This window comes from Kosakonia sp. MH5, assembly GCF_009935945.1.
Classification (GTDB): Bacteria; Pseudomonadota; Gammaproteobacteria; order Enterobacterales; family Enterobacteriaceae; genus Kosakonia; species Kosakonia radicincitans.
Map to the genome: position 1 here is coordinate 147,516 of NZ_QODH01000002.1, position 24,269 is coordinate 171,784.

The 24,269-nt window shown below is 55.6% G+C and carries 21 protein-coding genes; 15 read left to right on the forward strand and 6 right to left on the reverse strand.

Annotated features, from left to right (window positions below):
• Nucleotides 1–168 precede the first annotated feature (168 nt).
• Nucleotides 169–228 (forward strand): protein YpfM, encoded by a 60-nt coding sequence (gene ypfM, locus DK872_RS07080; protein ID WP_100181659.1) that lies wholly within the window; start codon nucleotides 169–171, stop codon nucleotides 226–228.
• Between the two features lie 96 nt (nucleotides 229–324).
• Here ypfM and acrD read toward each other — a convergent pair whose 3' ends face one another.
• Nucleotides 325–3,438 (reverse strand): multidrug efflux RND transporter permease AcrD, encoded by a 3,114-nt coding sequence (gene acrD, locus DK872_RS07085; RefSeq protein ID WP_035888083.1) that lies wholly within the window; start codon nucleotides 3,436–3,438, stop codon nucleotides 325–327.
• 448 nt (nucleotides 3,439–3,886) lie between these two features.
• Here acrD and aegA point away from each other — a divergent pair, with 448 nt between their 5' ends.
• From aegA to DK872_RS07100, 3 genes are all read left to right on the forward strand, one after another.
• Entirely contained in the window at nucleotides 3,887–5,866 is a 1,980-nt protein-coding gene (gene aegA, locus DK872_RS07090) for a formate-dependent uric acid utilization protein AegA (RefSeq protein ID WP_161518191.1), read from the forward strand.
• Nucleotides 5,867–5,933: 67 nt separating this feature from the next.
• A complete protein-coding gene (nudK, locus tag DK872_RS07095) occupies nucleotides 5,934–6,509 on the forward strand; it encodes a GDP-mannose pyrophosphatase NudK (protein WP_144136364.1) in 576 nt (191 codons plus the stop codon).
• A 123-nt stretch (nucleotides 6,510–6,632) separates the two neighbouring features.
• Nucleotides 6,633–7,676: a DUF1176 domain-containing protein gene (locus DK872_RS07100; RefSeq protein WP_161518192.1), complete on the forward strand. Its 1,044-nt coding sequence runs from the start codon at nucleotides 6,633–6,635 to the stop codon at nucleotides 7,674–7,676.
• Nucleotides 7,677–7,740: 64 nt separating this feature from the next.
• Here DK872_RS07100 and tkt read toward each other — a convergent pair whose 3' ends face one another.
• Nucleotides 7,741–9,735, reverse strand: a complete 1,995-nt coding sequence (tkt, locus tag DK872_RS07105; RefSeq protein WP_007370891.1) for a transketolase — start codon at nucleotides 9,733–9,735, stop codon at nucleotides 7,741–7,743.
• 20 nt (nucleotides 9,736–9,755) lie between these two features.
• Nucleotides 9,756–10,706: a transaldolase gene (gene tal / locus DK872_RS07110; protein ID WP_007370892.1), complete on the reverse strand. Its 951-nt coding sequence runs from the start codon at nucleotides 10,704–10,706 to the stop codon at nucleotides 9,756–9,758.
• A gap of 281 nt (nucleotides 10,707–10,987) precedes the next feature.
• On the opposite strand from tal, the gene maeB reads away from it, so the two are divergent.
• Complete coding sequence (maeB, locus tag DK872_RS07115; RefSeq protein WP_007370893.1) at nucleotides 10,988–13,267, forward strand: NADP-dependent oxaloacetate-decarboxylating malate dehydrogenase; 2,280 nt, start codon at nucleotides 10,988–10,990, stop codon at nucleotides 13,265–13,267.
• A gap of 74 nt (nucleotides 13,268–13,341) precedes the next feature.
• Here maeB and hemF read toward each other — a convergent pair whose 3' ends face one another.
• Complete coding sequence (hemF, locus tag DK872_RS07120) at nucleotides 13,342–14,241, reverse strand: oxygen-dependent coproporphyrinogen oxidase (protein WP_007370894.1); 900 nt, start codon at nucleotides 14,239–14,241, stop codon at nucleotides 13,342–13,344.
• Nucleotides 14,241–15,116 carry an N-acetylmuramoyl-L-alanine amidase AmiA gene (gene amiA, locus DK872_RS07125; protein ID WP_007370895.1) on the reverse strand — a complete coding sequence of 292 codons (876 nt, stop codon included), beginning with the start codon at nucleotides 15,114–15,116 and terminating at the stop codon, nucleotides 14,241–14,243. Before amiA ends, hemF begins: the two co-directional genes overlap by 1 nt.
• A 212-nt stretch (nucleotides 15,117–15,328) precedes the next feature.
• Here amiA and DK872_RS07130 point away from each other — a divergent pair, with 212 nt between their 5' ends.
• The 10 genes from DK872_RS07130 (at nucleotide 15,329) to pdxK (ending at nucleotide 23,684) form a co-directional block, all read left to right on the forward strand.
• Entirely contained in the window at nucleotides 15,329–15,754 is a 426-nt protein-coding gene (locus tag DK872_RS07130; RefSeq protein ID WP_007370896.1) for a GNAT family acetyltransferase, read from the forward strand.
• The gene (locus DK872_RS07135) at nucleotides 15,741–16,190 is read left to right on the forward strand and encodes a DUF2919 domain-containing protein (protein WP_072439974.1); all 450 of its coding nucleotides are present in this window, start codon (nucleotides 15,741–15,743) and stop codon (nucleotides 16,188–16,190) included. The genes DK872_RS07130 and DK872_RS07135 overlap by 14 nt, the downstream gene beginning before the upstream one ends.
• 60 nt (nucleotides 16,191–16,250) lie before the next feature.
• Nucleotides 16,251–16,826 (forward strand): RpoE-regulated lipoprotein, encoded by a 576-nt coding sequence (locus DK872_RS07140; protein WP_007370898.1) that lies wholly within the window; start codon nucleotides 16,251–16,253, stop codon nucleotides 16,824–16,826.
• Nucleotides 16,827–16,918: 92 nt separating this feature from the next.
• Nucleotides 16,919–17,818, forward strand: a complete 900-nt coding sequence (locus tag DK872_RS07145; RefSeq protein ID WP_007370899.1) for a Dyp-type peroxidase — start codon at nucleotides 16,919–16,921, stop codon at nucleotides 17,816–17,818.
• A 162-nt stretch (nucleotides 17,819–17,980) separates the two neighbouring features.
• A complete protein-coding gene (locus tag DK872_RS07150; RefSeq protein WP_007370900.1) occupies nucleotides 17,981–18,997 on the forward strand; it encodes a sulfate ABC transporter substrate-binding protein in 1,017 nt (338 codons plus the stop codon).
• Nucleotides 18,997–19,830: a sulfate/thiosulfate ABC transporter permease CysT gene (cysT, locus tag DK872_RS07155; protein ID WP_007370901.1), complete on the forward strand. Its 834-nt coding sequence runs from the start codon at nucleotides 18,997–18,999 to the stop codon at nucleotides 19,828–19,830. The genes DK872_RS07150 and cysT overlap by 1 nt, the downstream gene beginning before the upstream one ends.
• Nucleotides 19,830–20,705 (forward strand): sulfate/thiosulfate ABC transporter permease CysW, encoded by an 876-nt coding sequence (cysW, locus tag DK872_RS07160; protein ID WP_035888069.1) that lies wholly within the window; start codon nucleotides 19,830–19,832, stop codon nucleotides 20,703–20,705. The genes cysT and cysW overlap by 1 nt, the downstream gene beginning before the upstream one ends.
• Nucleotides 20,695–21,789, forward strand: a complete 1,095-nt coding sequence (gene cysA, locus DK872_RS07165; protein ID WP_071921159.1) for a sulfate/thiosulfate ABC transporter ATP-binding protein CysA — start codon at nucleotides 20,695–20,697, stop codon at nucleotides 21,787–21,789. The genes cysW and cysA overlap by 11 nt, the downstream gene beginning before the upstream one ends.
• Nucleotides 21,790–21,914: 125 nt before the next feature.
• On the forward strand, nucleotides 21,915–22,826 hold the full coding sequence (gene cysM, locus DK872_RS07170) for a cysteine synthase CysM (protein ID WP_007370904.1): 912 nt from the start codon (nucleotides 21,915–21,917) through the stop codon (nucleotides 22,824–22,826).
• Between the two features lie 18 nt (nucleotides 22,827–22,844).
• Nucleotides 22,845–23,684, forward strand: coding sequence for a pyridoxine/pyridoxal/pyridoxamine kinase (pdxK, locus tag DK872_RS07175; protein WP_007370905.1), 840 nt, complete (start codon nucleotides 22,845–22,847; stop codon nucleotides 23,682–23,684).
• A gap of 46 nt (nucleotides 23,685–23,730) precedes the next feature.
• Here pdxK and crr read toward each other — a convergent pair whose 3' ends face one another.
• Nucleotides 23,731–24,240: a PTS glucose transporter subunit IIA gene (gene crr, locus DK872_RS07180; protein WP_000522253.1), complete on the reverse strand. Its 510-nt coding sequence runs from the start codon at nucleotides 24,238–24,240 to the stop codon at nucleotides 23,731–23,733.
• Nucleotides 24,241–24,269: the final 29 nt, after the last annotated feature.

Genomic DNA, 24,269 nt, shown 5'->3' on the forward strand with positions numbered 1-24,269 from the left:
GCCTGTGGAATATTGCTATCACTCACAGTAAAAACCGAATTGCCGGCGCATAGTTAACACAGCTCCATTAAAAATACCCTGCTAATGATGAGTGAAGCAATCAGTTAAAATACCTTCACAGTCATCGGGGCGTTTAGTAGAATGGCGGCGATAATAAGAGAGGTTGTTATGATTGAACATGAACTGGGGAACTGGAAAGATTTTATCGAAGGCATGCTTCGTAAATAATTTCCTGACGAATAGTTAAGCAGTGACGGCTTAAAAATAAAATGTGACCAATCACATAAAAAAAGGCGACTCCACGGAGTCGCCTTTTTGCTGGCTTTATTGCGCGCGCTCTTTCAGCGGGAAGCGGCGACGTACCAGCACAAAGAACAGCGGGACGAAGAAGATGGCCAGGATGGTGGCCGAGAGCATCCCGCCGATAACGCCCGTACCGACCGCGTGCTGGCTGCCGGAACCTGCCCCGGTGCTGGTCGCCATCGGCAGTACGCCGAAGACAAAGGCCAGCGAGGTCATCAAAATAGGGCGCAGACGCTGGCGGCAGGCATGCAGCGTTGAAACCAGCAGATCTTCACCTTTCGCATTCATGTCGTTGGCAAATTCAACAATCAGAATGGCGTTCTTCGCCGACAGGCCGATAACCGTCAGCAGACCGACCTGGAAATAAACATCGTTTTCCAGCCCGCGCAGCCAGGTTGCGAGCAGCGCACCGATCACGCCGAGCGGCACGACCAGCATTACCGAGAACGGCACCGACCAGCTCTCATACAGTGCCGCCAGACACAGGAACACCACCAGCAGCGACACGGCATACAGCGCAGGCGCCTGCGCGCCGGAGAGCCGTTCCTGATAGGACATCGCCGTCCACTCCAGCCCAAAACCGGTCGGCAACTGTTTGACCAGCTTCTCCATCACATCCATTGCCGTACCGGTACTGACGCCGGGAGCGGACTCCCCGATAATCTCCAGCGCAGCATAGCCGTTGTAACGTTCGAGGCGCGGCGAACCGGTTTCCCAGCGCGAGGTGGCAAAGGCTGAGAAGGGTACCATCGTTCCGCTGCTGTTGCGCACGTACCAGAGGTTGATATCGTCCGGTAACATACGGTACTTCGCGGCGGCCTGTACGTAGACTTTCTTCACGCGACCGCGATCCATAAAGTCATTAACGTAGCTGGAACCCCAGGCTGTTTGCAGCGTGTCGTTGATATCATCAATCGACACGCCCAGCGCCTGCGCTTTGCGCTGATCGATATCAATTTGCAACTGTGCGCTGTCGTCGAGGCCGTTATGGCGAACACGGGTCAGCGCCGGATCTTTCGCTGCCATCTCCAGCAGCCGGTCACGTGCCGCCATCAGCGCATCGTGGCCCGCTCCGGCGTGATCCTGCAACTCCATATCAAAACCGGCGGAACTGCCCATCCCGCTGATGGCTGGCGGGCTGCTGGCAAAGACGCGGGCTTCATTAATGCGGTTAAAGGCTTTGGTGGCGCGTTCAATAATGGCGGCGGCGCTGCCGGTTGTCGGGTTACGCGCATCCCAGTCTTTCAGGCGGACAAACAGGCGCGCAACGTTTTGCCCGTTCCCCCCAGGACCGGAACCGACGGTAGAGAAGACCGATTCGACATTCTCTTTTTCATGAGTGAAAAAGTAATCTTCGACTTTTTGCACCACTTTCAGCGTCTGTTGCTGTGTTGCGCCGCTCGGTAATTGCACGGAAGTGGTGAACATCCCGCGGTCTTCCAGCGGCAGAAACGAAGTGGGCAGGCGCAGGAAGAGCAGCACCATGCCGCCAATCAGCAGCACGTAGAGAACAATCCAGCGCAGGCTGCGGTGGAGGATTTTCCCAACCACGGTTTCATAGCGATGCGCATTGCGGTCGAAAATACGGTTAAATGCGCCAAAGAACCCTTTCTGCCCGTGTAACTCGCCCTTGTGCAGCGGCTTCAGCAGCGTCGAGCACAGCGCCGGGGTGAGGATCATCGCCACCAGCACCGACAGTACCATCGCCGACACAATGGTGATGGAGAACTGACGGTAGATAGCGCCCGTGGTGCCGCCAAAGAAAGCCATCGGCACAAATACCGCCGACAGCACCATCGCAATCCCGACCAGCGCGCCCTGGATCTGCCCCATCGATTTGCGCGTCGCTTCCCTGGGCGAAAGCCCCTCTTCGGTCATGATGCGTTCGACGTTCTCGACCACCACAATCGCATCGTCCACCAACAGACCGATGGCCAGCACCATGGCGAACATGGTCAGTGTGTTGATGCTGTAACCGAAGGAATAAAGCACCGCGAACGTGCCGAGCAGCACGACCGGTACGGCAATGGTGGGGATCAGGGTGGCACGGAAGTTTTGCAGGAACAGATACATCACCAGGAATACCAGTAAGATCGCTTCCAGCAGGGTTTTCACCACGTCGATAATGGAGGCTTTTACAAACGACGTAGTTTCATAAGCGACTTTATATTCCAGACCATGCGGAAAAAAAGGCTCCAGCTCGTTAAGCCGGTTGATCACCTGCTCGGCGGTCTCCATTTCGTTGGCGCCGGAGGCCAGCTTCACCCCCAGACCGGAGGCGGCTTTACCATTAAAGCGGCTTAAGTAATCATATTTTTCTGCGCCCAGTTCCACCGTTGCGACATCGCCCAGCCGCACTTCGGAACCATCCTGGTTGACGCGCAGCGTGATATTGCGAAACTGTTCCGGCGTTTGTAATAGCGACTGCGCATTGATGGTGGCGTTAAGCGCCTGGCGGTCAACGGAAGGCGTACCGCCAAGCTGGCCGACAGCGATCTGCGCGTTCTGCGACGAAATGGCTTTGGTAACGTCGGATGCGGTGAGCTGGTAGCTGTTGAGTTTTGCCGGGTCGAGCCAGATGCGCATCGAATATTGCGAACCGTACGCGTCGATATCGCCGACGCCGTTGACGCGGCTGATAGGGTCCTGAATATTACTGGCGACATAATCGGCGATATCCTGTTTATCCATCGAGCCGTCGGTGGATACGAAGGCGATGGTCAGGATGTTGGTATCACCGGTTTTACGCACCGTTACGCCCTGATTCTGTACCGCCTGCGGCAGCTTACGCAGCGCGGACTGCAACTGGTTTTGCACCTGTTGCACGGCTTCATCCGGGTTGGTTCCGGCGCTAAAGTTCAGCGTCACCGTCGCCTGGCCGGTTGCGCTACTTTGCGATGACATATACATCAGATTATCGAGGCCAGTCATATTCTGCTCGATAACCTGGGTGACGGTATTTTCCAGAGTTTGCGCTGAAGCGCCAGGGTAGTTAGCAGTAATACGAACGTTCGGTGGTGCTAAATCAGGATATTGCTCGACGGGTAAAGAGATAATGGCAAGTGTCCCCGTAAGACAGATCAGGATCGCCAGCACCCACGCAAAAATGGGGCGATCAATAAAAAAATTCGCCATCAGAAAGAAAACCTCATATCGCTGCGTATCGTTATAGTCACATTGCTTGCATCAATGTAGCGGCAATGCAGAAACCAATCGTGGAGAAAAAAAGGAGAAAATGTAAATTATCATGCCTGTTTAAGGCGTATCTATGCAGAACCTATTTTAACCCAAATTTTCTTCCGTCATTTCGTCAGTCTAAAGACGTTTTTTTACAGTTATTGATTATTTGCGCTATTGGCAGCAAAAAACACCCGCCTGATGGTCGCGCCGCACGGAGCCCTTTTTAACCCTGCCAATCAGACGCATTTGTTCCAAAATGCGTCTGGAAATTGATCTGCTACAAGTTCGTGACAAATAGATAACCTTCCTGGGCAATTGAACATTGCCTGTCTCTGAGACTCCCGGTAAATAAAATGCCTGATTAAAACCAGGGTTAAACAAATTAAATAAAAAGAAGGTTGCCATGAATCGTTTTATTATGGCGAACAGCCAACAATGTATAGGATGTCGTGCCTGTGAAGTTGCCTGCGTGATGGCGCATAACAATGAGCTACATGTATTAAGCCCCGAACAATTTCATCCGCGAATTACAGTTATTAAAAATCAACAGCAGCGCAGCGCGGTGACCTGTCATCATTGTGAAGCTGCGCCCTGTGCCCGCAGTTGCCCGAACGGCGCCATTAGCCGCGTTGATGATTCCGTACAGGTTAACCAGCAGAAATGTATTGGCTGCAAATCCTGCGTTGTCGCCTGTCCATTCGGCACCATGCAAGTGCTTGTTACCCCCGTTGGCGAAGGCCAGGTAAAAGCGACAGCGCACAAATGCGATCTCTGCGCGGGTCGCGCTGACGGTCCGGCCTGCGTGCAAAATTGTCCGGCAGACGCGATGCAACTGGTTAATAGCGACGTGCTGGCGAATCTGGCAAAAACACGTCGTCTGCGTACTGCAGGCCATGAAGCTCAGCCGTGGCACAGTGTTGCGGCGCAGACTTCTGCGTTTGACGATCGCAAGGTGCTGCAGATGCGTAAAACGCCCGCGCGCGGAGAGCCGGATAAACTGCCACTGGCGGCACGCAAGTGCGGTTTTGATGAAATCTATCTGCCGTTTCGCGCTGACCAGGCGCAGCGTGAAGCGCAACGTTGTCTGAGCTGCGGTGAACACAGCATCTGCGAATGGACCTGTCCGCTGCACAACCATATTCCGCAGTGGGTTGCGCGGGTGAAAGAGGGCGATATTGCCTCCGCCGTTGAGCTTTCCCATCAAACTAACTGCCTGCCGGAGATCACCGGGCGCGTCTGCCCGCAGGATCGTTTATGTGAAGGCGCCTGCACGGTGCGCGATGAGTACGGCGCGGTGACCATCGGCAATATCGAGCGTTACATTTCCGATCGGGCGCTGGCGCAGGGCTGGCGACCAGATTTAGGGCAGGTGCAGGCAGTGGATAAACGCATCGCTATTATCGGTGCCGGTCCTGCCGGGCTGGCCTGCGCGGATGTGCTGGCGCGTCATGGCGTCAGCGCGACCGTCTTTGACCGTCACCCCGAAATCGGCGGTCTGCTGACTTTTGGTATTCCCTCCTTCAAGCTGGATAAATCGCTGCTGGCGCGCCGCCGGGAAATCTTCAGCGCGATGGGCATCCGTTTCGAGCTGAACTGCGAGATCGGCAAGGATATCGCGCTGGATACGCTGCTGAGTGATTACGACGCGGTGTTTATCGGCGTGGGTACGTACCGTTCAATGCAGGCCAATTTGCCGAACGACGATGCACCTGGCGTGTATGATGCGCTGCCGTTTTTGATCGCCAATACGAAACAACTGATGGGGCTGCCGGAAATTGCGCAAGAGCCGTTTATCAATACCGAAGGCCTGAATGTGGTGGTGCTGGGCGGTGGCGATACGGCGATGGACTGCGTGCGCACGGCGTTGCGCCACGGGGCGAGCAAAGTGACCTGCGCGTATCGGCGCGACGAAGCCAATATGCCCGGTTCGAAAAAAGAGGTGAAAAACGCCCGCGATGAGGGGGCGGAATTCGAATTTAATGTGCAACCCGTGAACGTGGAGCTGGATGAAAGCGGCAAGGTTTGCGGCATTCGTCTGCTGCGGACGCAACTGGGCGAACCGGATGCCAAAGGGCGTCGTCGCCCGGTGCCGATTGCGGGCAGCGAGTTTGTCATGCCTGCCGATGCGGTGATCATGGCGTTTGGCTTTAACCCACATTCCATGCCGTGGCTGGAGCGTCAGGGTGTGCGCATGGATGAGTGGGGACGCATTGCCGCCAGCGTTAACAGCCCGTACCGTTACCAGACCAGCAATCCGAAAATTTTCGCCGGTGGCGATGCGGTACGAGGTGCCGATTTGGTGGTGACGGCCATGGCGGAAGGGCGTCATGCTGCACAAGGCATGCTGGACTGGTTAGGGGTAAAAACGCCGGATAAGCATTAACACCCGGCGCGACAAAACAGGCTCTTCGGCATACTATAACGCTAAGTGTTAGTGCCCTGGAGCCTGTATGTCACTGAAAATTAATGTCATCAAAGATAAAATCCTTTCTGAGAACTACTTTGTTCTGCGCAATATCACCTATGAACTGACCCGTAGCAACGGCGAAGTCATCCGCCATAAACGCGAAGTTTATGACCGGGGCAACGGCGCAACGATCCTGCTGTATAACCGCGATAAAAAAAGCGTCCTGCTGATCCGCCAGTTCCGGGTTGCGACCTGGGTAAACGGCAATGAGGATGGTCGTCTGATTGAGAGCTGCGCCGGTTTGCTGGATGACGATGAACCGGAAGTCTGTATCCGCAAAGAGGCGATTGAAGAGACCGGTTACCAGGTCGGCGGGGTGCGTAAAGTCTTCGAACTCTATATGTCGCCGGGCGGCGTGACTGAGCTGGTACACTTTTTTATTGCTGAATATGGCGATGCGCAGCGGGTCAATAATGGCGGCGGCGTGGAAGATGAAGATATTGAAGTGCTGGAATTTCCGTTCAGCCAGGCGCTGGAAATGGTCGCCAGCGGCGAGATTCGCGATGGCAAGGCGGTGATTTTATTGCAGTACCTGAAATTATCCGGGTTAATGGACTGAATTTTAAAGGGTTAATAGCGGGCAGTTTCAGATGAAGCTATCCGATAAATCCGATTGAGCAAGCGAAGCCGGAGATAGAAGATACGCAGGTTCTGCGTCTCTTCTTCCGGGGTTGTACCATTCATGCGTTATCGCGGCGTTTTCACTCTGCTGTTCGGGCTTTTCTCTGCGCCGTTGCTGTGGGCTGCGCCTGCACAACAATCTTTTTCCGACTGGCAGGTGACCTGCAATAACCAGAATTTCTGCGTTGCGCGTAACACCGGCGAACACAATGGCCTGGTCATGACATTAGAGCGTAGCGCCGGTGCGCGAACCGATGCGACGCTGCGTATCGATCTGGGCGGGCTTGATCTGCCTGCGGCCAAAGAGCCGCCCATCGCTGGCCGCCTGCAGCTTGACGAACAACCGTTAACGCTGGCCGGAGCGCGCTGGCAAATCACACCCTGGCATCTGATAACCAGTGACAGCGAAACCATCGCCCGTTTTCTGCAAACCATTCAGGAAGGGCAGGCCATTACCTTGCAGGGCAGCAAAGGGATGATTTCGCTGGTGGGGCTGAAAGCCTCGCTGCTGTTCATTGATTCGCTGCAAAAACGCGTCGGCAGCGAAACGGCGTGGATTAAAAAGGGCGATGGCCCGCCGCTTAGCGTCCCGCCTGCGCCCGCATTGAAAGAGGTGGCTCAGGCGAGTATGACCCCGACGCCGCTGACCCATGCGGAACTGAATGATTTGCTGGATTACGGCAACTGGCGCATGAACAACAGCCAGTGTTCGCTGGATCCGATGCGCCGCCAGGTTCGCGTCTCGGCGCTCACCGATGACAAAGCGTTGCTGATGATCGACTGTGAAGCCGGTGCGTATAACATTGTCGATCTGGCGTGGCTGGTGTCGCGGCAGAAACCGTTCGCCTCACAACCCGTTCGCCTGCATCTGCCGTTTACGCCGGATAATGGTAACGATGAGATGGAGCTGATGAACGCGGTATTTGACGAGAAAAGCGGCGAGCTGAACACATTGTCGAAAGGCCGTGGTTTGCAGGATTGCGGCGTGTCGAGCCGCTGGCGTTTTGATGGCCAGCGTTTTCGCCTGGTACGTTACGCTCAGGAACCGGCCTGCGATGGCTGGCATGGCCCTGATGCGTGGCCCACGCTGTGGGTGACGCGCTAGAGCGCGCCCGACGGGTGTGAAAGAAAGGGGGGCGCCAGCCGTGACAAGCTGGCGCGCCGCAGGTTTATTTTTTCAGTACCGCTTTGGCTTTCGCCACCACGTTTTCGACGGTAAAGCCAAAGTACGGGAACAGTTTTTCCGCTGGCGCGGATTCACCGTAGCCGGTCATCCCGACAATCGCTCCTTTCAGGCCGACATATTTGTACCAGTAGTCGGCGATCCCCGCTTCTACCGCGACGCGTGCGCTGACATCCGACGGCAGAACCGCTTCGCGCCACGCTTCATCCTGGGCATCAAAGATATCCGTTGAAGGCAGGGAAACCACGCGCACATTCACGCCTTCGGCGCTCAGTTGCTCAGCGGCTTTGACGGTGATTTCCATCTCCGAACCGGTGGCAATCAGGATCAGATCTGGTTTCCCGGCGCTCTCTTTCAGAATGTAGCCGCCGCGGCTGATGGCCTGCACCTGCTCCGGCGTTCTCTCCATTTGCGTCAGATTTTGCCGCGACAGAATCAGCGCTGTCGGGCCGTTATGGCGCTCGATGGCCAGCTTCCAGCCAACCGCAGCTTCAACCTGATCGCACGGTCGCCAGGTGCTGAAGTTCGGCGTTAAACGCAGGCTGGCAAGCTGTTCAACGGCCTGGTGCGTCGGGCCATCTTCCCCCAGACCGATGGAGTCATGGGTGTAGACCATAATCTGCCGCGCCTTCATCAGCGCAGCCATGCGCGCTGCGTTACGCGCATATTCGACAAACATCAGGAAGGTGGCGGTGTAAGGCACAAAGCCGCCGTGGTGGGCAATGCCGTTAGCAATGGCGGTCATGCCGAATTCGCGCACGCCATAGTGAATGTAGTTACCGGCAAGATCTTCTTTTAGCGATTTAGAGCCCGACCAGATGGTGAGGTTGCTGGGCGCCAGATCGGCCGAGCCGCCAAGCAGCTCCGGCAGTACCGGACCATACGTATTCAGCGTGTTCTGCGAGGCTTTACGGGTGGCGATTTTCGCCGGATTCGCCTGCAAATTATTGATCCATTCGCTGGTCGTTTTCTCCCACGATTCCGGCAGACCACCGCTCATGCGGCGTTTAAACTCGGCAGCCAGCTCCGGGTACGCTTTCTCCCAGGCCGCCAGTTTCTCATTCCATGATTGCTGCTGCTTCGCCCCGCGTTCACGGGCATCCCACGCCTGATAGATCTCTTTGGGAATTTCGAACGCCGGGTATTTCCAGCCCAGTTTTTGCCGGGTCAGTGCTACTTCTTCTTCACCCAGCGCTGCGCCGTGCGACTCCTCTTTACCGGCTTTATTCGGCGAGCCAAAACCAATCACCGTGCGGCAGATAATCAGCGACGGCTTATCCTTCACGCTTTGCGCTTCCTCGATGGCCTTTTTCACCGCTTCCGGAGAGTGACCGTCAATATCGCCAATCACATGCCAGTGATACGCCTCGAAGCGTTTGGCGGTGTCGTCGGTAAACCAGCCTTCGGTTTCGCCATCAATCGAGATACCGTTGTGGTCGTAGAAACCAATCAGCTTGCCCAGCCCCAGTGTTCCCGCCAGCGAACAGACTTCATGGGAGATGCCTTCCATCAGGCAGCCGTCGCCCATAAAGACGTAGGTGTAATGATCGACGATATCGTGACCGGGGCGGTTAAACTGCGCGGCCAGCGTACGTTCGGCAATCGCCAGCCCGACCGCGTTCGCCAGCCCCTGGCCCAGAGGACCGGTGGTGGTTTCCACGCCCGGCGTGTAACCAATTTCCGGGTGACCCGGTGTTTTCGAGTGTAACTGGCGGAAATTTTTCAGCTCTTCGAGCGGCAAATCATACCCGCTTAAGTGCAGCAGGCTGTACAGCAGCATTGAAGCGTGACCGTTGGACAGGATAAAACGGTCACGGTCATACCAGGTGGGATCGGCCGGGTTATGTTTAAGAAAATCATTCCACAGCACTTCGGCGATATCCGCCATCCCCATCGGCGCGCCAGGGTGGCCGGAATTGGCTTTTTGCACCGCGTCCATACTCAGGGCGCGAATGGCGTTAGCAAGCTCTCTACGGGACATCGTTCACTCCTTGGCAAAAGTTAAAGTTTGGCGGCCAGCAGATCTTCCAGTTTGCGCTGATCGACGGCGAACTGGCGGATACCGTCGGCCAGTTTGTCGACGGCCATCGGATCCTGGTTATGCTCCCAGCGGAACTCCGCTTCCGTAAGCGGTTCCGGGCGGTGGAAGGTTTGGCGGGAAGGAACCAGCTTGCGTTCCACGACCCCTTCTTGTCCCTGCAACTCTTTCAGCAACGCCGGAGAGATAGTCAGGCGATCGCAACCGGCCAGCGCCAGGATCTGTTCCGTGCGGCGGAAGCTGGCGCCCATGACGATGGTTTCGTAGCGATGTTGTTTGAAGTAATCGTAAATATTGCGCACCGATTTCACGCCAGGATCTTCATCCACCACGTAGGGATCGAGTGGTTTACGGTCGTTGTACCAGTCGTAAATACGGCCAACGAATGGCGAGATGAGAAACACCCCGGCTTCGGCGCAGGCGCGCGCCTGGGCGAAGGAGAACAACAGCGTCAGGTTACAGTTGATACCCTCTTTTTCCAGCTCCTCTGCCGCGCGAATACCTTCCCAGGTGGAGGCCAGTTTGATCAGAATGCGGGATTTCGGAATACCCTGTTCCTCATACAGTTCAACCAGGCGGTGCGCTTTGGCAATGCTTTTCGCTTTATCGTAAGAGAGGCGCGCATCCACCTCGGTTGAAACGCGCCCTGGAATGCTTTTCAGAATTTCCGCACCAAAATTGACCGCCAGTTTGTCGCTGGCTTCCGCTACTTGTTGCTCCTGCGTTTTGCCGCGCTTTTTGCCATAGGCAATCGCGTCATCAATCAGATGGGAGAAATGCTCCAGCGCGGCTGCTTTCAGCAGTAAAGAAGGGTTAGTCGTGGCATCTTCCGGCTGATAGTGGCGGATCGATTCGATATCGCCGCTGTCTGCCACAACGGTGGTGAATTGTTTCAGGCCGTCTAAGTAATTCATGAAAAATAACTCCTTTAAAAGCAATGTGTTATTGGAGTGCTTCCGTTCGCACTTTGATAAGAATGAGAGATGCATAACAAAAAAGCATAGCAGAAGCGTCCCGGCCTGCTTTTTCTGGGATGTAACAAAGATGCGATAAATTGATAACAATTTTGCTTATGTATGGTGAGAGTTTGGCTATGTTCAAAGTTTGCCATCGCAACAGCGGCCATACTAAGCGCCGTATTGGGATAGACATCACGCGGTATCACTCTGAAAGCAAAACGCGAAAGGAACCTCAAATGGACGACCAACTAAAACAAAGTGCCCTCGACTTCCATGAATTCCCGCGACCGGGAAAGATTCAGGTCTCCCCGACAAAACCGCTGGCCACGCAGCGCGATCTGGCGCTGGCATACTCTCCGGGCGTTGCTGCGCCCTGCCTTGAAATCGAAAAAGATCCGCTGGCGGCCTACAAATACACCGCGCGCGGCAACCTCGTGGCGGTGGTCTCTAACGGCACTGCGGTGCTGGGGCTTGGCAATATCGGCGCATTGGCCGGTAAGCCGGTGATGGAAGGCAAAGGTGTATTGTTCAAGAAATTCGCCGGTATCGACGTATTCGATATTGAAGTGGATGAGCAAAATCCGGACAAACTGATCGACGTGGTTGCCGCGCTGGAACCGACGTTCGGCGGTATAAACCTTGAAGATATCAAAGCGCCGGAGTGCTTCTATATTGAAGCCAAACTGCGCGAGCGCATGAACATTCCTGTTTTTCATGACGATCAGCACGGCACGGCGATTATCAGCACTGCCGCCATTCTTAACGGCCTGCGCGTCGTGTCGAAGAACCTCTCTGACGTGCGCATGGTGGTGTCGGGTGCGGGGGCGGCGGCCATTGCCTGTATGAACCTGCTGGTGGCGCTGGGAATGCAGAAACACAATATTGTGGTCTGCGATTCAAAAGGCGTTATTTATAAAGGCCGCGAGCCGAATATGGCCGAGACCAAAGCGGCCTACGCCGTTGACGATGACGGTAGACGAACGCTGGCGGATGTGGTCGCGGGCGCGGATATCTTCCTTGGCTGCTCCGGGCCAAAAGTACTGACGCCGGAGATGGTAAAAGGCATGGCACGGCAGCCGCTGATCCTTGCGCTGGCGAATCCGGAGCCGGAGATCCTGCCGGATCTGGCGAAAGCGGTGCGCCCGGATGCGATTATCTGTACCGGCCGCTCCGATTACCCGAATCAGGTAAACAACGTGCTCTGTTTCCCGTTTATCTTCCGCGGCGCGCTGGATGTGGGCGCTACGGCGATCAACGAAGAGATGAAGCTGGCGGCGGTCAACGCTATCGCTGAGCTGGCGCATGCGGAGCAGAGCGAGGTGGTGGCTTCGGCATATGGCGATCAGGATTTGAGCTTTGGCCCGGATTATCTGATCCCGAAACCTTTCGACCCACGGCTGATTGTTAAAATCGCGCCCGCAGTAGCGAAAGCGGCGATGACTTCCGGCGTGGCGACACGGCCGATTGCTGATTTCGATGCCTACGTCGATAAGCTCACCGAGTTCGTCTACAAAACCAACCTGTTTATGAAGCCGGTTTTCTCTCAGGCCCGCAATGCGCCGAAACGCGTGGTGCTGACCGAAGGCGAAGAGCCGCGCGTGCTGCATGCAACGCAGGAGCTGGTTACGCTGGGGCTGGCGAAACCGATCCTCGTCGGGCGACCGGGCGTAATTGAGATGCGCATTCAGAAGCTCGGCCTGCAAATTCGTCCGGGCGTCGATTTTGAGATCGTCAACAACGAGTCGGATCCGCGCTTTAAAGAGTACTGGACGGAATACTTCAGCATCATGAAGCGTCGGGGGATTACGCAAGAGCAGGCGCAGCGCGCCGTGATCGCCAATACCACGGTGATCGGCGCGATCATGGTACATCGTGGCGAAGCCGACGCAATGATTTGCGGCACCATCGGCGATTACCATGAGCACTTCAGTGTAGTGCAGGAGATATTCGGCTATCGCGATAATGTGCATGCGGCCGGGGCGATGAATGCGCTGCTGCTGCCCAGCGGTAACACGTTTATTGCTGATACCTATGTCAATGAAGATCCCAGCGCCGAACAACTGGCGGAGATCACCTTGCTGGCAGCGGAAACCGTGCGGCGCTTTGGTATCGAACCGCGTGTGGCGCTGCTGTCGCACTCGCAGTTTGGCTCATCCAGTGCGCCCGCTGCGGTGAAAATGCGCGATACGTTGACACTGGTGCGTCAACGCGCGCCGGATCTGATGATCGATGGCGAAATGCATGGTGATGCGGCGCTCGATGAGAGTATCCGCCATGAGCGGATGCCGGACAGCCCGCTGAAAGGGGCGGCGAATATCCTGATTATGCCGAACGTTGAAGCTGCGCGAATCAGCTACAATCTGCTGCGCGTCTCCAGTTCAGAAGGGGTGACCGTCGGGCCGGTGCTGATGGGCGTTGCCAAACCGGTGCATGTGCTGACGCCAATCGCCTCAGTACGGCGTATCGTCAACATGGTGGCGCTGGCGGTGGTGGAAGCGCAGACCCAGCCGCTGTAAATGTGTTGCAGGCCTGTTCAGGCATTATTGGCCGGATGGCGCGTAAGCGCTTATCCGGCCTGTAAAACCCGCAATCACACCCAATCTTTAACCTGAATAAACTCGCTGAGGGCCGCTTCCGGGCTGCCTTCGGCGGGTTGATAGTTATACTCCCAGCGCACTAGCGGCGGCATCGACATTAAAATCGACTCGGTACGCCCGCCGGTTTGCAAACCGAACAGCGTTCCGCGATCCCACACCAGATTGAACTCTACGTAGCGGCCACGACGATAGAGCTGGAAATCGCGCTCGCGCTCGCCGTAAGGCAGCGCTTTACGGCGCGCGACGATGGGCAAATACGCGTCGAGATAACCGTTGCCGACGGCCTGCATAAACGCAAAACAGTGGTCAAAATCCGGCGTGTTCAAATCGTCAAAAAAGAGCCCGCCGATGCCGCGCTGCTCATTGCGGTGCTTGAGGTAGAAATAGTCATCGCACCACTTTTTGTAGCGCGGATAGATCTCCTCACCAAACGGCAGACAGATATCGCGGGCGGTGCGGTGCCAGTGGATCGCATCTTCTTCAAAACCGTAGTAGGGCGTTAAATCGAAACCGCCGCCAAACCACCACACCGGATCGGCGCCGGGTTTTTGCGCAATAAAGAAACGCACATTAGCATGGCTGGTGGGAACATAGGGATTACGCGGGTGCACAACCAGCGAAACGCCCATCGCTTCGAAGCTGCGACCCGCCAGCTCAGGACGGTGCGCTGTGGCGGATGCGGGCATCGCATCGCCGTGGACGTGGGAAAAATTGACCCCGGCCTGTTCAAATACGCCGCCGTCACGCAGCACGCGGCTGCGTCCGCCGCCGCCTTCCGCGCGCTGCCAGGCGTCTTCAACAAACGTCGCGCCGTCGATGTCGCTAAGCTGGCGGCAGATCTTATCCTGCAGGGCAAGCAGGGCGTTTTTTACTGGCGCTATCTCTGGGGTCATCATCCGCGTCTCTTCACATGGGCTTTGTGGTTATCGAACCAGCTAAAGTAGCTCAGAATACCGTCGGCAATGGCGGTGGCAATCTTCTGGCGAAACGCCGTGGTGCCGAGCAGCTTCTCCTCCGCCGGATTAGTGATAAAGGAGGTTTCCACCAGTACCGAGGGGATCGACGGGGATTTTAGCACCACAAACGCGGCCTGCTCGGTATTGCGGCTGTGCAGACGGTGGACCGGTTTGATCTGCTTGAGAATATGCGAGCCGAGCGTCAGGCTGTTTTTGATGGTGTCCGTTTGTACCAGATCGAACAGCACCTGCTGCAGCAGATGGTCTTTATCGGTGGTTTTTTTCCCGGCAACTTCATCCGCGGCGTTCTCTTTATCCGACAGGTATTTCGCCATCGCGCTACTGGCACCCCGGTTGGAGAGCGCAAACACCGACGCACCGGCTGCACTCGGGTTGGTAAAGCCATCGGCATGAATCGACATAAACAGGTCTGCGCCGTGCTGGTGGGCGATCTCGACCCGATCGTAGAGCGGGATAAAGGTATCGCCGGTGCGTGTCAGACGCGCGTCAATACCCTGCGCCCGTAGCTGAGCGCGGACATTTTTGGCGATCGCCAGCACCACATGTTTCTCTTTTGAGCCGTTATGGCCAATCGCGCCGGTATCAATGCCGCCGTGACCGGGATCGAGCATGACGATGCGCCGTGCTCCGGCCTTTTTCGCCTTTGGCTTGCTGTGGCCGGTGGTGGTTTTCAGTGGCGTCTCGTCCTTAGCGATAGCACGAGACATACCCGACAATGTCAGGGCGGCCAGACCCGCTTTCAGCATCTGGCGACGCGAGGTGAGTGTTTTTAATGGTTTAAAGGTGCTCATACGTCTGAATGTTTTTATCCGTGGTCCCTGGTGTTATATCGTATCGTCCTGGTCGCGACGACAATCCACAAGAGCGATTGTTTTACTTTTCATTTCAATACGTGACAGAGCGCCATTATGCCAAATTTCTACGGTAAAGAGTCTGGATATTGGCTAAGGCGCTGCTTCGGGCCATAATCACCATTTACACAGTTGAAAAGACGGGGAATACCATGGAGATACGCGTTTTTCGCCAGGACGACTTCGAAGAAGTGATCACCTTGTGGGAGCGCTGTGATCTGCTGCGACCATGGAATGATCCGGAAATGGATATCGAACGAAAAGTGAATCACGATGTCAGTCTGTTTCTGGTGGCGGAAGTGAGTGGTGAAGTGGTGGGCACGGTAATGGGCGGTTATGACGGCCATCGTGGCTCGGCATACTATCTCGGCGTACACCCGGAATTTCGCGGCCGCGGCATTGCTAATGCTTTGCTTAATCGGCTGGAGAAAAAACTGATTGCCCGTGGCTGCCCGAAAATCAATCTGATGGTACGTGAAGATAACGATATGGTGATCGGCATGTACGAGCGGCTGGGCTACGAGCATAGCGACTCGGTTAACTTAGGAAAACGTTTGATAGAAGATGAAGAGTATTGATATTTCACCTTCCGACTACGACAGGCATGGACGCCTACGGCTTCCCTTTCTGTTCTGGTGCGCGCTGGTGTTACAGGCGCGTACCTGGATTTTATTTGTGATGGCAGGTGCATCGCGCGGGCAGGGCGATGCGCTGCTGATGCTGTTTTATCCCGACCATAATCAGTTCTGGCTGGGCTTATTGCCCGGCTTGCCTGCGGCGCTGGCTTTTTTTCTCAGCGCGCGCCGTGAGCATCACCCGCGTCTCTGGCGTGCGATCTACCCATTAATGCTGCTGGTACAGTTGGCACTGGTGCTGTGGCTGCCTTCGCGCTGGTTCAGCGGCGAAGCGCTCTCTGGTATTGGGTTTTCACTGCTGGTTATCGACCTCTTTATTCTCTGGTGGCTGGCGACGTCCCGCCGTCTGCGCGCCTGTTTTTATTCCTCAGATGAATGAACGGCACTTTTTGCCCGCCAGCGACTCCAACTGGCGTTAAATGAAAAAAAGGAACGGTGCATGAAATCCCTGCGTACTTTTATTTGTGTGCTGCCGCTGGCATTGACCGGCTGCTCAACACTCGCGTCTGTGAATTGGTCGGCTGCGTATCCGTGGAACTGGTTTGGTTCCTCGATCGAAGTGAGCGAAAACGGCGTCGGCAAAATTACTGCCAGCACGCCGCTTGATGAGCAGGCCATTAATGATGCGTTAAGCGGCGACTACCATCTGCGTAGCGGCATGAAAACGGAAAATGGCAGCATTGTCCGCTATTTCGAGGCGCTGAAAGATACCCAACTGGCGCTGGTTGTTAACGGCGAAAATGGCGCGGTGAGCCGCATTGATGTGCTGGATAGCGATATCGCCACCGACAAAGGCGTGAAAATCGGCACACCGTTCAGCGCCGTGTTTGATAAGGCGTTTGGCAACTGTGTGAAAGGGGCGGGCGATGACAGTACTGGCGTTGAATGTAAAGCGCCGGGCAGCCAGCACATTAGCTATGTCTTTACTGGCGAATGGAGCGGCCCTGAAGGGTTAATGCCTTCTGATGACACCCTGAAAAACTGGAAATTAAGCAAGCTGGTATGGCGCCGATAATTTGATCGCAACGCGCCGCGACGTGGCGAAAAGACGGTACAATAGCGCGCTTATCGCCACGCATGTGTGGCTTGTTTTTTCCAGGAGGAGTGATGTCTCAGGTGCAAAGCGGCATTTTGCCGGAACACTGCCGTGCAGCGATTTGGATTGAAGCCAGCGTCAAAGGGGACACAGATGCCCTGCGCGCGGGCAGTAAAGTTTTTGTCGATAAGCTGGCAACTTTTCAGCAAAAATTTCCCGATGCGGCGTTGGGGGCGACGGTAGCCTTCGGTAACAACGCATGGCGCGCGCTGAACGGCCCGCAAGGCGCAGAGGAGCTGAAAGATTTCCCCTCTTACGGCAAAGGTCTGGCTCCCGCCACGCAACATGATGTGCTGATCCATATTCTCTCCCTGCGCCATGATGTGAATTTTTCTGTCGCCCAGGCCGCGCTGGAAGCGTTTGGCGATGCTATCGAGGTGAAAGAAGAGACACACGGCTTCCGTTGGGTGGAAGATCGCGATCTGAGCGGCTTTGTCGACGGTACGGAAAACCCGGCGGGCGATGAGAAGCGCCGCGAAGTGGCGATTATTCAGGATGGCGTCGACGCTGGCGGCACGTATGTGATGGTGCAGCGCTGGGAGCACAATCTGAAGCAGCTCAACCGTATGAGCGTTGCCGATCAGGAGATGATGATTGGCCGCACCAAAGAGGCGAATGAAGAGATCGACGGCGATGCGCGTCCGGTTACCTCGCACCTGACCCGTGTCGATCTGAAAGAGGACGGCAAAGGGCTGAAAATTGTGCGCCAGAGCCTGCCGTACGGCACCGCCAGCGGCACGCACGGCCTTTACTTCTGTACTTACTGTGCGCGTCTTTACAACATTGAACAGCAACTGCTGAGCATGTTTGGCGATACTGATGGCAAACGCGATGCAATGCTGCGTTTCACCCGTCCGGTAACAGGCGGTTACTATTTTGCGCCGTCGCTCGATAAGCTGCTGTCGCTGTAATATCCGGCTTCCTTCCTGGCCGGGGAGACCCGGCCATACTCCTTTCTGCTTATACTCTTTTATGATTCCAAATCACCAAATGGTATATAAAACCGTTACTGGTTTCACACCCGTTATAAATAAACTGAGGGTTGTGGAGTCATCAGCTTATAAGGGTGCGCAATGGCCGTTAACTTACTGAAAAAAGGATATCTGACGCTGGCAGCAATGACGCTGTGGGCGGCGCAGGCACAGGCGACGGAACTGCTAAACAGCTCTTATGATGTGTCACGCGAGCTCTTTGCGGCGCTGAATACACCGTTTGAACAGCAATGGGCGAAAGATAACGCTGGCGATAAGCTGACGATCAAACAATCTCATGCTGGTTCGTCAAAACAGGCGCTGGCGATTTTGCAGGGGCTGAAAGCGGATGTCGTTACCTATAACCAGGTAACGGATGTGCAGATCCTGCACGACAAAGGCAACTTGATCCCGGCGGACTGGCAAAGCCGTTTACCGAACAACAGTTCACCGTTCTATTCGACGATGGCGTTTCTCGTTCGTAAAGGCAATCCGAAGAATATCCACGAGTGGAGCGACCTGGTGCGTTCCGACGTAAAACTGATTTTCCCGAACCCGAAAACCTCTGGTAATGCCCGTTACACTTATCTGGCGGCGTGGGGCGCAGCGGATCAGGCGGACGGCGGCGATAAAGCGAAAACTGAACAGTTTATGACGCAGTTTTTGAAAAACGTCGAAGTGTTCGATACCGGCGGTCGCGGCGCAACCACCACGTTCGTTGAGCGCGGTCTTGGCGATGTGCTGATTTCCTTTGAATCCGAAGTCAACAACATCCGCAAACAGTACGAAGCGCAGGGTTTTGAAGTGGTGGTGCCGAAGGTCAACATCCTGGCGGAATTCCCGGTGGCCTGGGTCGATAAAAATGTTAAAGCCAACGGGACGGAAAAGGCCGCGAAAGCGTACCTCAACTGGCTCTACAGCCCGCAGGCGCAAACCATCATCACCGATTACTACTACCGCGTGAATAATCCGGAAGTGATGGCGAAGCTGGCGGATAAATTCCCGCAGACCGCGCTGTTCCGCGTGGAAGACAAATTTGGCTCCTGGCCTGATGTGATGAAAACCCACTTCGCCAGCGGCGGCGAGCTGGACAAGTTACTGGCGGCGGGGCGTAAGTGATGTTTGCAGGAACCGCAAAACGTGTGTTGCCGGGGTTTGGTTTAAGCCTCGGCAGCAGCCTGTTTTTTGTTTGTCTGGTATTGCTGTTGCCGCTGAGTGCTCTGGTAATGCAACTGGCGCAAATGAGCTGGTCGCAATACTGGCAAGTGGTCACCGACCCGCAGGTGGTGGCGGCTTATAAAGTCACTTTGCTGTCGGCGTTTGTGGCATCCGCTTTTAACGGCGTTTTTGGTCTGCTGATGGCCTGGATCCTCACCCGTTACCGTTTTCCGGGGCGTACGCTGCTGGACGCGCTGATTGACCTGCCGTTTGCACTGCCGACTGCGGTGGCCGGTTTAACGCTGGCGTCGCTGTTCTCCGTGAACGGGTTTTATGGCGAGTGGCTGGCGAAGTTCGATATCAAAGTGACTTACACCTGGCTTGGCATCGCAGTCGCCATGGCCTTTACCAGCATCCCGTTTGTGGTGCGCACCATCCAGCCGGTGCTGGAGGAGCTGGGGCCGGAATACGAAGAAGCGGCGGAAACCCTCGGCGCAACGCGCTGGCAGAGCTTTCGTCGCGTCGTGCTGCCGGAACTTTCTCCGGCGTTGATGGCGGGCGTGGCGCTGTCGTTCACTCGCAGTCTCGGCGAATTTGGCGCGGTGATCTTTATTGCCGGTAACATTGCCTGGAAGACCGAAGTCACCTCGCTGATGATTTTTGTTCGTTTGCAGGAGTTTGATTACCCGGCGGCGAGCGCGATTGCTTCGGTGATCCTCGCGGCGTCGCTGCTGCTGCTGTTTTCCATCAACACCCTGCAAAGCCGTTTTGGCCAGCGTGTGGTAGGTCACTAATGGCGGAAATAACCGAATTGAAACGCTATGACAAACCTCAGGTGAACTGGGGGAAAATATTTCTGATTACCGCGGGGGTTTTGCTCTCTGCGTTTATCCTTGTCGTGCCGATGATATATATCTTCGTGAAGGCTTTCAGCAAAGGGCTGGTACCGGTGCTGGAAAACCTGGCGAATGCCGACATGCTGCATGCCATCTGGCTGACGGTGTTGATTGCGCTGATCACCGTACCGGTTAACCTCGTGTTTGGCACGCTGCTGGCGTGGCTGGTGACACGCTTTAACTTTCCCGGTCGCCAGCTTTTACTGACGTTACTGGATATTCCGTTTGCGGTTTCGCCAGTGGTTGCGGGTCTGATTTATCTGCTGTTTTACGGTTCGAATGGTCCGCTTGGCGGCTGGATGGATGCGCATAACCTGCAAATTATGTTTGCCTGGCCGGGCATGGTGCTGGTCACTATTTTCGTTACCTGCCCGTTTGTTGTGCGCGAGCTGGTTCCGGTGATGCTGAGCCAGGGGAGCCAGGAAGATGAAGCGGCGATCCTGCTGGGTGCCAGTGGCTGGCAGATGTTTCGCCGCGTAACGCTGCCGAATATCCGCTGGGCGCTGCTGTATGGCGTGGTGCTGACCAATGCGCGCGCGATTGGCGAGTTTGGCGCGGTCTCGGTGGTCTCCGGTTCGATTCGCGGTGAAACGCTGTCGCTGCCGCTACAAATTGAGTTGCTGGAGCAGGACTACAACACGGTGGGTGCCTTTACCGCCGCCGCCCTGCTGACCCTGATGGCTATTTTGACACTGTTTTTGAAGAGTGCGTTGCAGTGGCGTTTGAACAACCATGAAAAACGCCAGCAACAGGAGGGAAATCATGAGCATTGAGATTGCCAATATTAAGAAGTCTTTTGGTCGCACCCAGGTGCTGAATGATATCTCGCTAGATATCCCTTCCGGGCAAATGGTGGCGCTGCTGGGGCCATCCGGCTCCGGGAAGACCACGCTGCTGCGCATTATCGCCGGGCTGGAGCACCAGACCAGCGGTCGTATTCGTTTTCACGGAACGGACGTAAGCCGGCTGCATGCCCGCGATCGCCGCGTTGGTTTTGTGTTTCAGCACTATGCGCTGTTCCGCCATATGACGGTGTTCGACAACATCGCTTTTGGGCTGACAGTGCTGCCGCGTCGCGAACGGCCGAACGCCGCGGCAATCAAAGCCAAAGTGACGCAATTGCTGGAGATGGTGCAGCTTGCTCATCTGGCCGAACGCTATCCGGCACAGCTTTCCGGCGGACAGAAACAGCGTGTGGCGCTGGCGCGTGCGTTGGCGGTAGAGCCGCAGATCCTGCTGCTGGATGAACCGTTTGGCGCGCTGGATGCGCAGGTGCGTAAAGAGCTGCGTCGCTGGCTGCGTCAGTTGCATGAAGAGCTAAAATTTACCAGCGTGTTCGTCACCCACGACCAGGAAGAGGCGACGGAAGTGGCCGACCGCGTGGTGGTGATGAGCCAGGGGAACATTGAACAGGCTGATGCGCCGGATCAGGTGTGGCGTGAACCGGCGACCCGCTTTGTGCTGGAGTTTATGGGCGAGGTCAATCGCCTGAAAGGCACGGTGACGGGCGGGCAGTTCCAGGTGGGCGCACATCGCTGGCCGCTGGGTTATACACCCGCCTGGCAGGGCGAAGTGGATCTGTTTTTGCGCCCCTGGGAAGTGGATATCAGCCGCCGCACCAGCCTGGATTCTCCACTGCCGGTGCAGGTGCTGGAAGCCAGCCCGAAAGGGCACTATACCCAACTGGTGGTGCAGCCGCTCGGCTGGAACCCTGAACCTCTCATCGTTGTGATGCGCGATGAACAGCCGCCACAGCGCGGCGAGCGCCTGTTTGTCGGTTTGCAGCATGCGCGGTTGTATAACGGCAATGAACGTATTGAAGCCGGTACAGAGCTTGCTCTGGCGGAAACTGCCTGATAGGTTAAGCAGCATGTCTATCGCCCGGTAGCTCCTTGATTACCGGGCCTACAATATCTGCATCAGCACTGCTTTGTAGGCCGGGTAAGCGTAGCGCTACCCGGCTTTTTTATTGAGCAGGAACTGTGAATACATTAGAAGATACCATCGGCAATACACCGCTGGTTAAATTGCAACGTCTGACGCCGGATAACGGCAGCGAAATCTGGGTCAAACTGGAAGGTAATAATCCCGCAGGATCGGTCAAAGATCGCGCCGCACTGTCGATGATTGTGCAGGCGGAAAAGCGCGGAGAGATTAAGCCCGGGGATGTGCTGATTGAAGCTACCAGCGGCAATACCGGGATCGCACTGGCGATGATTGCTGCGCTGAAAGGCTATCGCATGAAATTGCTGATGCCGGACAACATGAGTCAGGAACGGCGTGCGGCAATGCGCGCTTATGGCGCAGAGCTGATTCTGGTCACCAAAGAGCAAGGAATGGAAGGCGCGCGCGATCTGGCGCTGGAAATGGCCGCTCGCGGCGAGGGCAAGCTGCTCGATCAATTCAACAACCCGGATAACCCCTACGCCCATTACACCACTACCGGTCCGGAAATCTGGCAGCAGACTGCCGGGCGGATCACCCATTTTGTCTCCAGCATGGGAACAACCGGTACTATCACCGGCGTGTCGCGTTTTCTGCGTGAACAGGATAAACCCGTCACTATTGTTGGGCTGCAACCGGAAGAGGGGAGCAGCATTCCTGGCATTCGCCGCTGGCCTGCCGAATATATGCCGGGCATTTTTAACGCCGCGCTGGTGGATGAGGTTCTGGATATCCACCAACGCGAGGCGGAAAATACCATGCGCGCGCTGGCGGTTCAGGAGGGGATCTTCTGCGGCGTCAGTTCTGGCGGCGCGGTAGCGGGCGCATTGCGCGTGGCGAAAAGTACGCCAGGCGCAGTGATCGTCGCTATTATCTGCGATCGCGGCGATCGTTACCTCTCCACCGGCGTGTTTGGTGAAGAGAGTTATTCGCAGGGCGCGGGGATTTAACCCGTTAAGGAAGAGAGGATGGAGATGATCCTGTTTCGGGATAAAACCCGGGCGCAGCAGGCTGATATCGTTGCGGTGCAGTCTCAGGTTGTGTACGGCAGCGTTGGCAACAGCATTGCGGTGCCAAATATTCGCCAGCACAATCTCAATGTGCTGGCCGTGCCGACAGTGCTGTTCAGCAATACGCCGCATTACGATACCTTTTACGGTGGTGTGATCCCGGATGAATGGTTTAGCGGTTACCTGCAAGCGTTGGAAGAGCGCGACGTTTTGCGTACGCTGAAAGCGGTAACCACAGGCTATATGGGAAGTGCCAGTCAGATTGCACTGCTGGCAACGTGGCTTAAAGCGCTACGGGAGAAACACCCACAGCTATTGATTCTGGTCGATCCGGTTATTGGTGATACTGACAGCGGCATCTATGTAAAAGAGGAAATTCCTCAGGCCTACCGCGAACATTTGTTGCCGCTGGCGCAGGGGATCACGCCGAACGTGTTTGAACTGGAAATTCTCAGCGGCAAACCGTGCCGGGATCTGCAAAGCGCTATCGCTGCGGCAAAAGGGCTGCTGTCTGCGACTCTGCACTGGGTGGCGATAACCAGTGCGCCGGTGGATGAAGATGACGGTCAGATACATGTGGTGCTGGTGACGGCGGATGAGGTTACCGTCAGTGGCTATCCACGTGTCGAAACGGATTTGAAAGGCACTGGCGATCTGTTTTGCTCCGAGCTGGTCAGCGGCGTTATTCAGGGAAATAAGCTGGATGTGGCCGTTCGCGCAGCAGGGAACAGAGTGGTGCAGGTAATGGGCTATACGCTGGAGAAAGGTTACGACGAGCTCATTTTACCGCCGTGCTAAACAATAAAAATGGCGCCCGCAGGCGCCATTTTTTTATGCATTGAGCTTATTTTTTGATGCGGATAACCGGGGTTTCACCCACGGTGACGCTACCAGAAAGTTTAATCAGCTCTTTGATTTCGTCCATGTTGGAGATAACAACCGGAGTCAGAGTTGACTTGGCTTTCTCTTCCAGCAGCGGCAGATCAAATTCGATTACCGGGTCGCCAACTTTCACGCGCTGGCCTTCTTCCGCGATGCGTTTGAAGCCTTCGCCTTTCAGTTCAACGGTGTCGATACCGAAGTGAACGAACAGTTCAATGCCGCTATCGGATTCGATAGAGAAGGCATGGTTGGTTTCAAAGATTTTGCCGATAGTACCATCAACCGGAGCAACCATTTTATTGCCGGTCGGTTTGATAGCGATGCCATCACCAACGATTTTTTCAGCGAACACCACATCCGGCACATCTTCAATATTGACGATTTCGCCAGAAAGTGGGGCAACAATCTCAATGGTTCCGGTGTCTTTTTTATCATCAGAAACCAGAGATTTCAGTTTATCGAACAAACCCATGATCTTCTCCTAAGCAGTAATTTGGGCCG

Bases quoted from the DNA above. Each gene is read 5' to 3' on its own strand.
- tkt (WP_007370891.1), bottom strand. From the start codon at position 9,735: ATGTCCCGTAGAGAGCTTGCTAACGCCATTCGCGCCCTGAGTATGGAC.
- aegA (WP_161518191.1), top strand. From the start codon at position 3,887: ATGAATCGTTTTATTATGGCGAACAGCCAACAATGTATAGGATGTCGT.
- hemF (WP_007370894.1), bottom strand. From the start codon at position 14,241: ATGACCCCAGAGATAGCGCCAGTAAAAAACGCCCTGCTTGCCCTGCAG.
- DK872_RS07150 (WP_007370900.1), top strand. From the start codon at position 17,981: ATGGCCGTTAACTTACTGAAAAAAGGATATCTGACGCTGGCAGCAATG.
- DK872_RS07140 (WP_007370898.1), top strand. From the start codon at position 16,251: ATGAAATCCCTGCGTACTTTTATTTGTGTGCTGCCGCTGGCATTGACC.
- DK872_RS07135 (WP_072439974.1), top strand. From the start codon at position 15,741: ATGAAGAGTATTGATATTTCACCTTCCGACTACGACAGGCATGGACGC.
- cysA (WP_071921159.1), top strand. From the start codon at position 20,695: ATGAGCATTGAGATTGCCAATATTAAGAAGTCTTTTGGTCGCACCCAG.
- DK872_RS07100 (WP_161518192.1), top strand. From the start codon at position 6,633: ATGCGTTATCGCGGCGTTTTCACTCTGCTGTTCGGGCTTTTCTCTGCG.
- DK872_RS07145 (WP_007370899.1), top strand. From the start codon at position 16,919: ATGTCTCAGGTGCAAAGCGGCATTTTGCCGGAACACTGCCGTGCAGCG.
- crr (WP_000522253.1), bottom strand. From the start codon at position 24,240: ATGGGTTTGTTCGATAAACTGAAATCTCTGGTTTCTGATGATAAAAAA.
- acrD (WP_035888083.1), bottom strand. From the start codon at position 3,438: ATGGCGAATTTTTTTATTGATCGCCCCATTTTTGCGTGGGTGCTGGCG.
- maeB (WP_007370893.1), top strand. From the start codon at position 10,988: ATGGACGACCAACTAAAACAAAGTGCCCTCGACTTCCATGAATTCCCG.
- pdxK (WP_007370905.1), top strand. From the start codon at position 22,845: ATGGAGATGATCCTGTTTCGGGATAAAACCCGGGCGCAGCAGGCTGAT.
- nudK (WP_144136364.1), top strand. From the start codon at position 5,934: ATGTCACTGAAAATTAATGTCATCAAAGATAAAATCCTTTCTGAGAAC.
- DK872_RS07130 (WP_007370896.1), top strand. From the start codon at position 15,329: ATGGAGATACGCGTTTTTCGCCAGGACGACTTCGAAGAAGTGATCACC.
- cysW (WP_035888069.1), top strand. From the start codon at position 19,830: ATGGCGGAAATAACCGAATTGAAACGCTATGACAAACCTCAGGTGAAC.
- amiA (WP_007370895.1), bottom strand. From the start codon at position 15,116: ATGAGCACCTTTAAACCATTAAAAACACTCACCTCGCGTCGCCAGATG.
- tal (WP_007370892.1), bottom strand. From the start codon at position 10,706: ATGAATTACTTAGACGGCCTGAAACAATTCACCACCGTTGTGGCAGAC.
- cysT (WP_007370901.1), top strand. From the start codon at position 18,997: ATGTTTGCAGGAACCGCAAAACGTGTGTTGCCGGGGTTTGGTTTAAGC.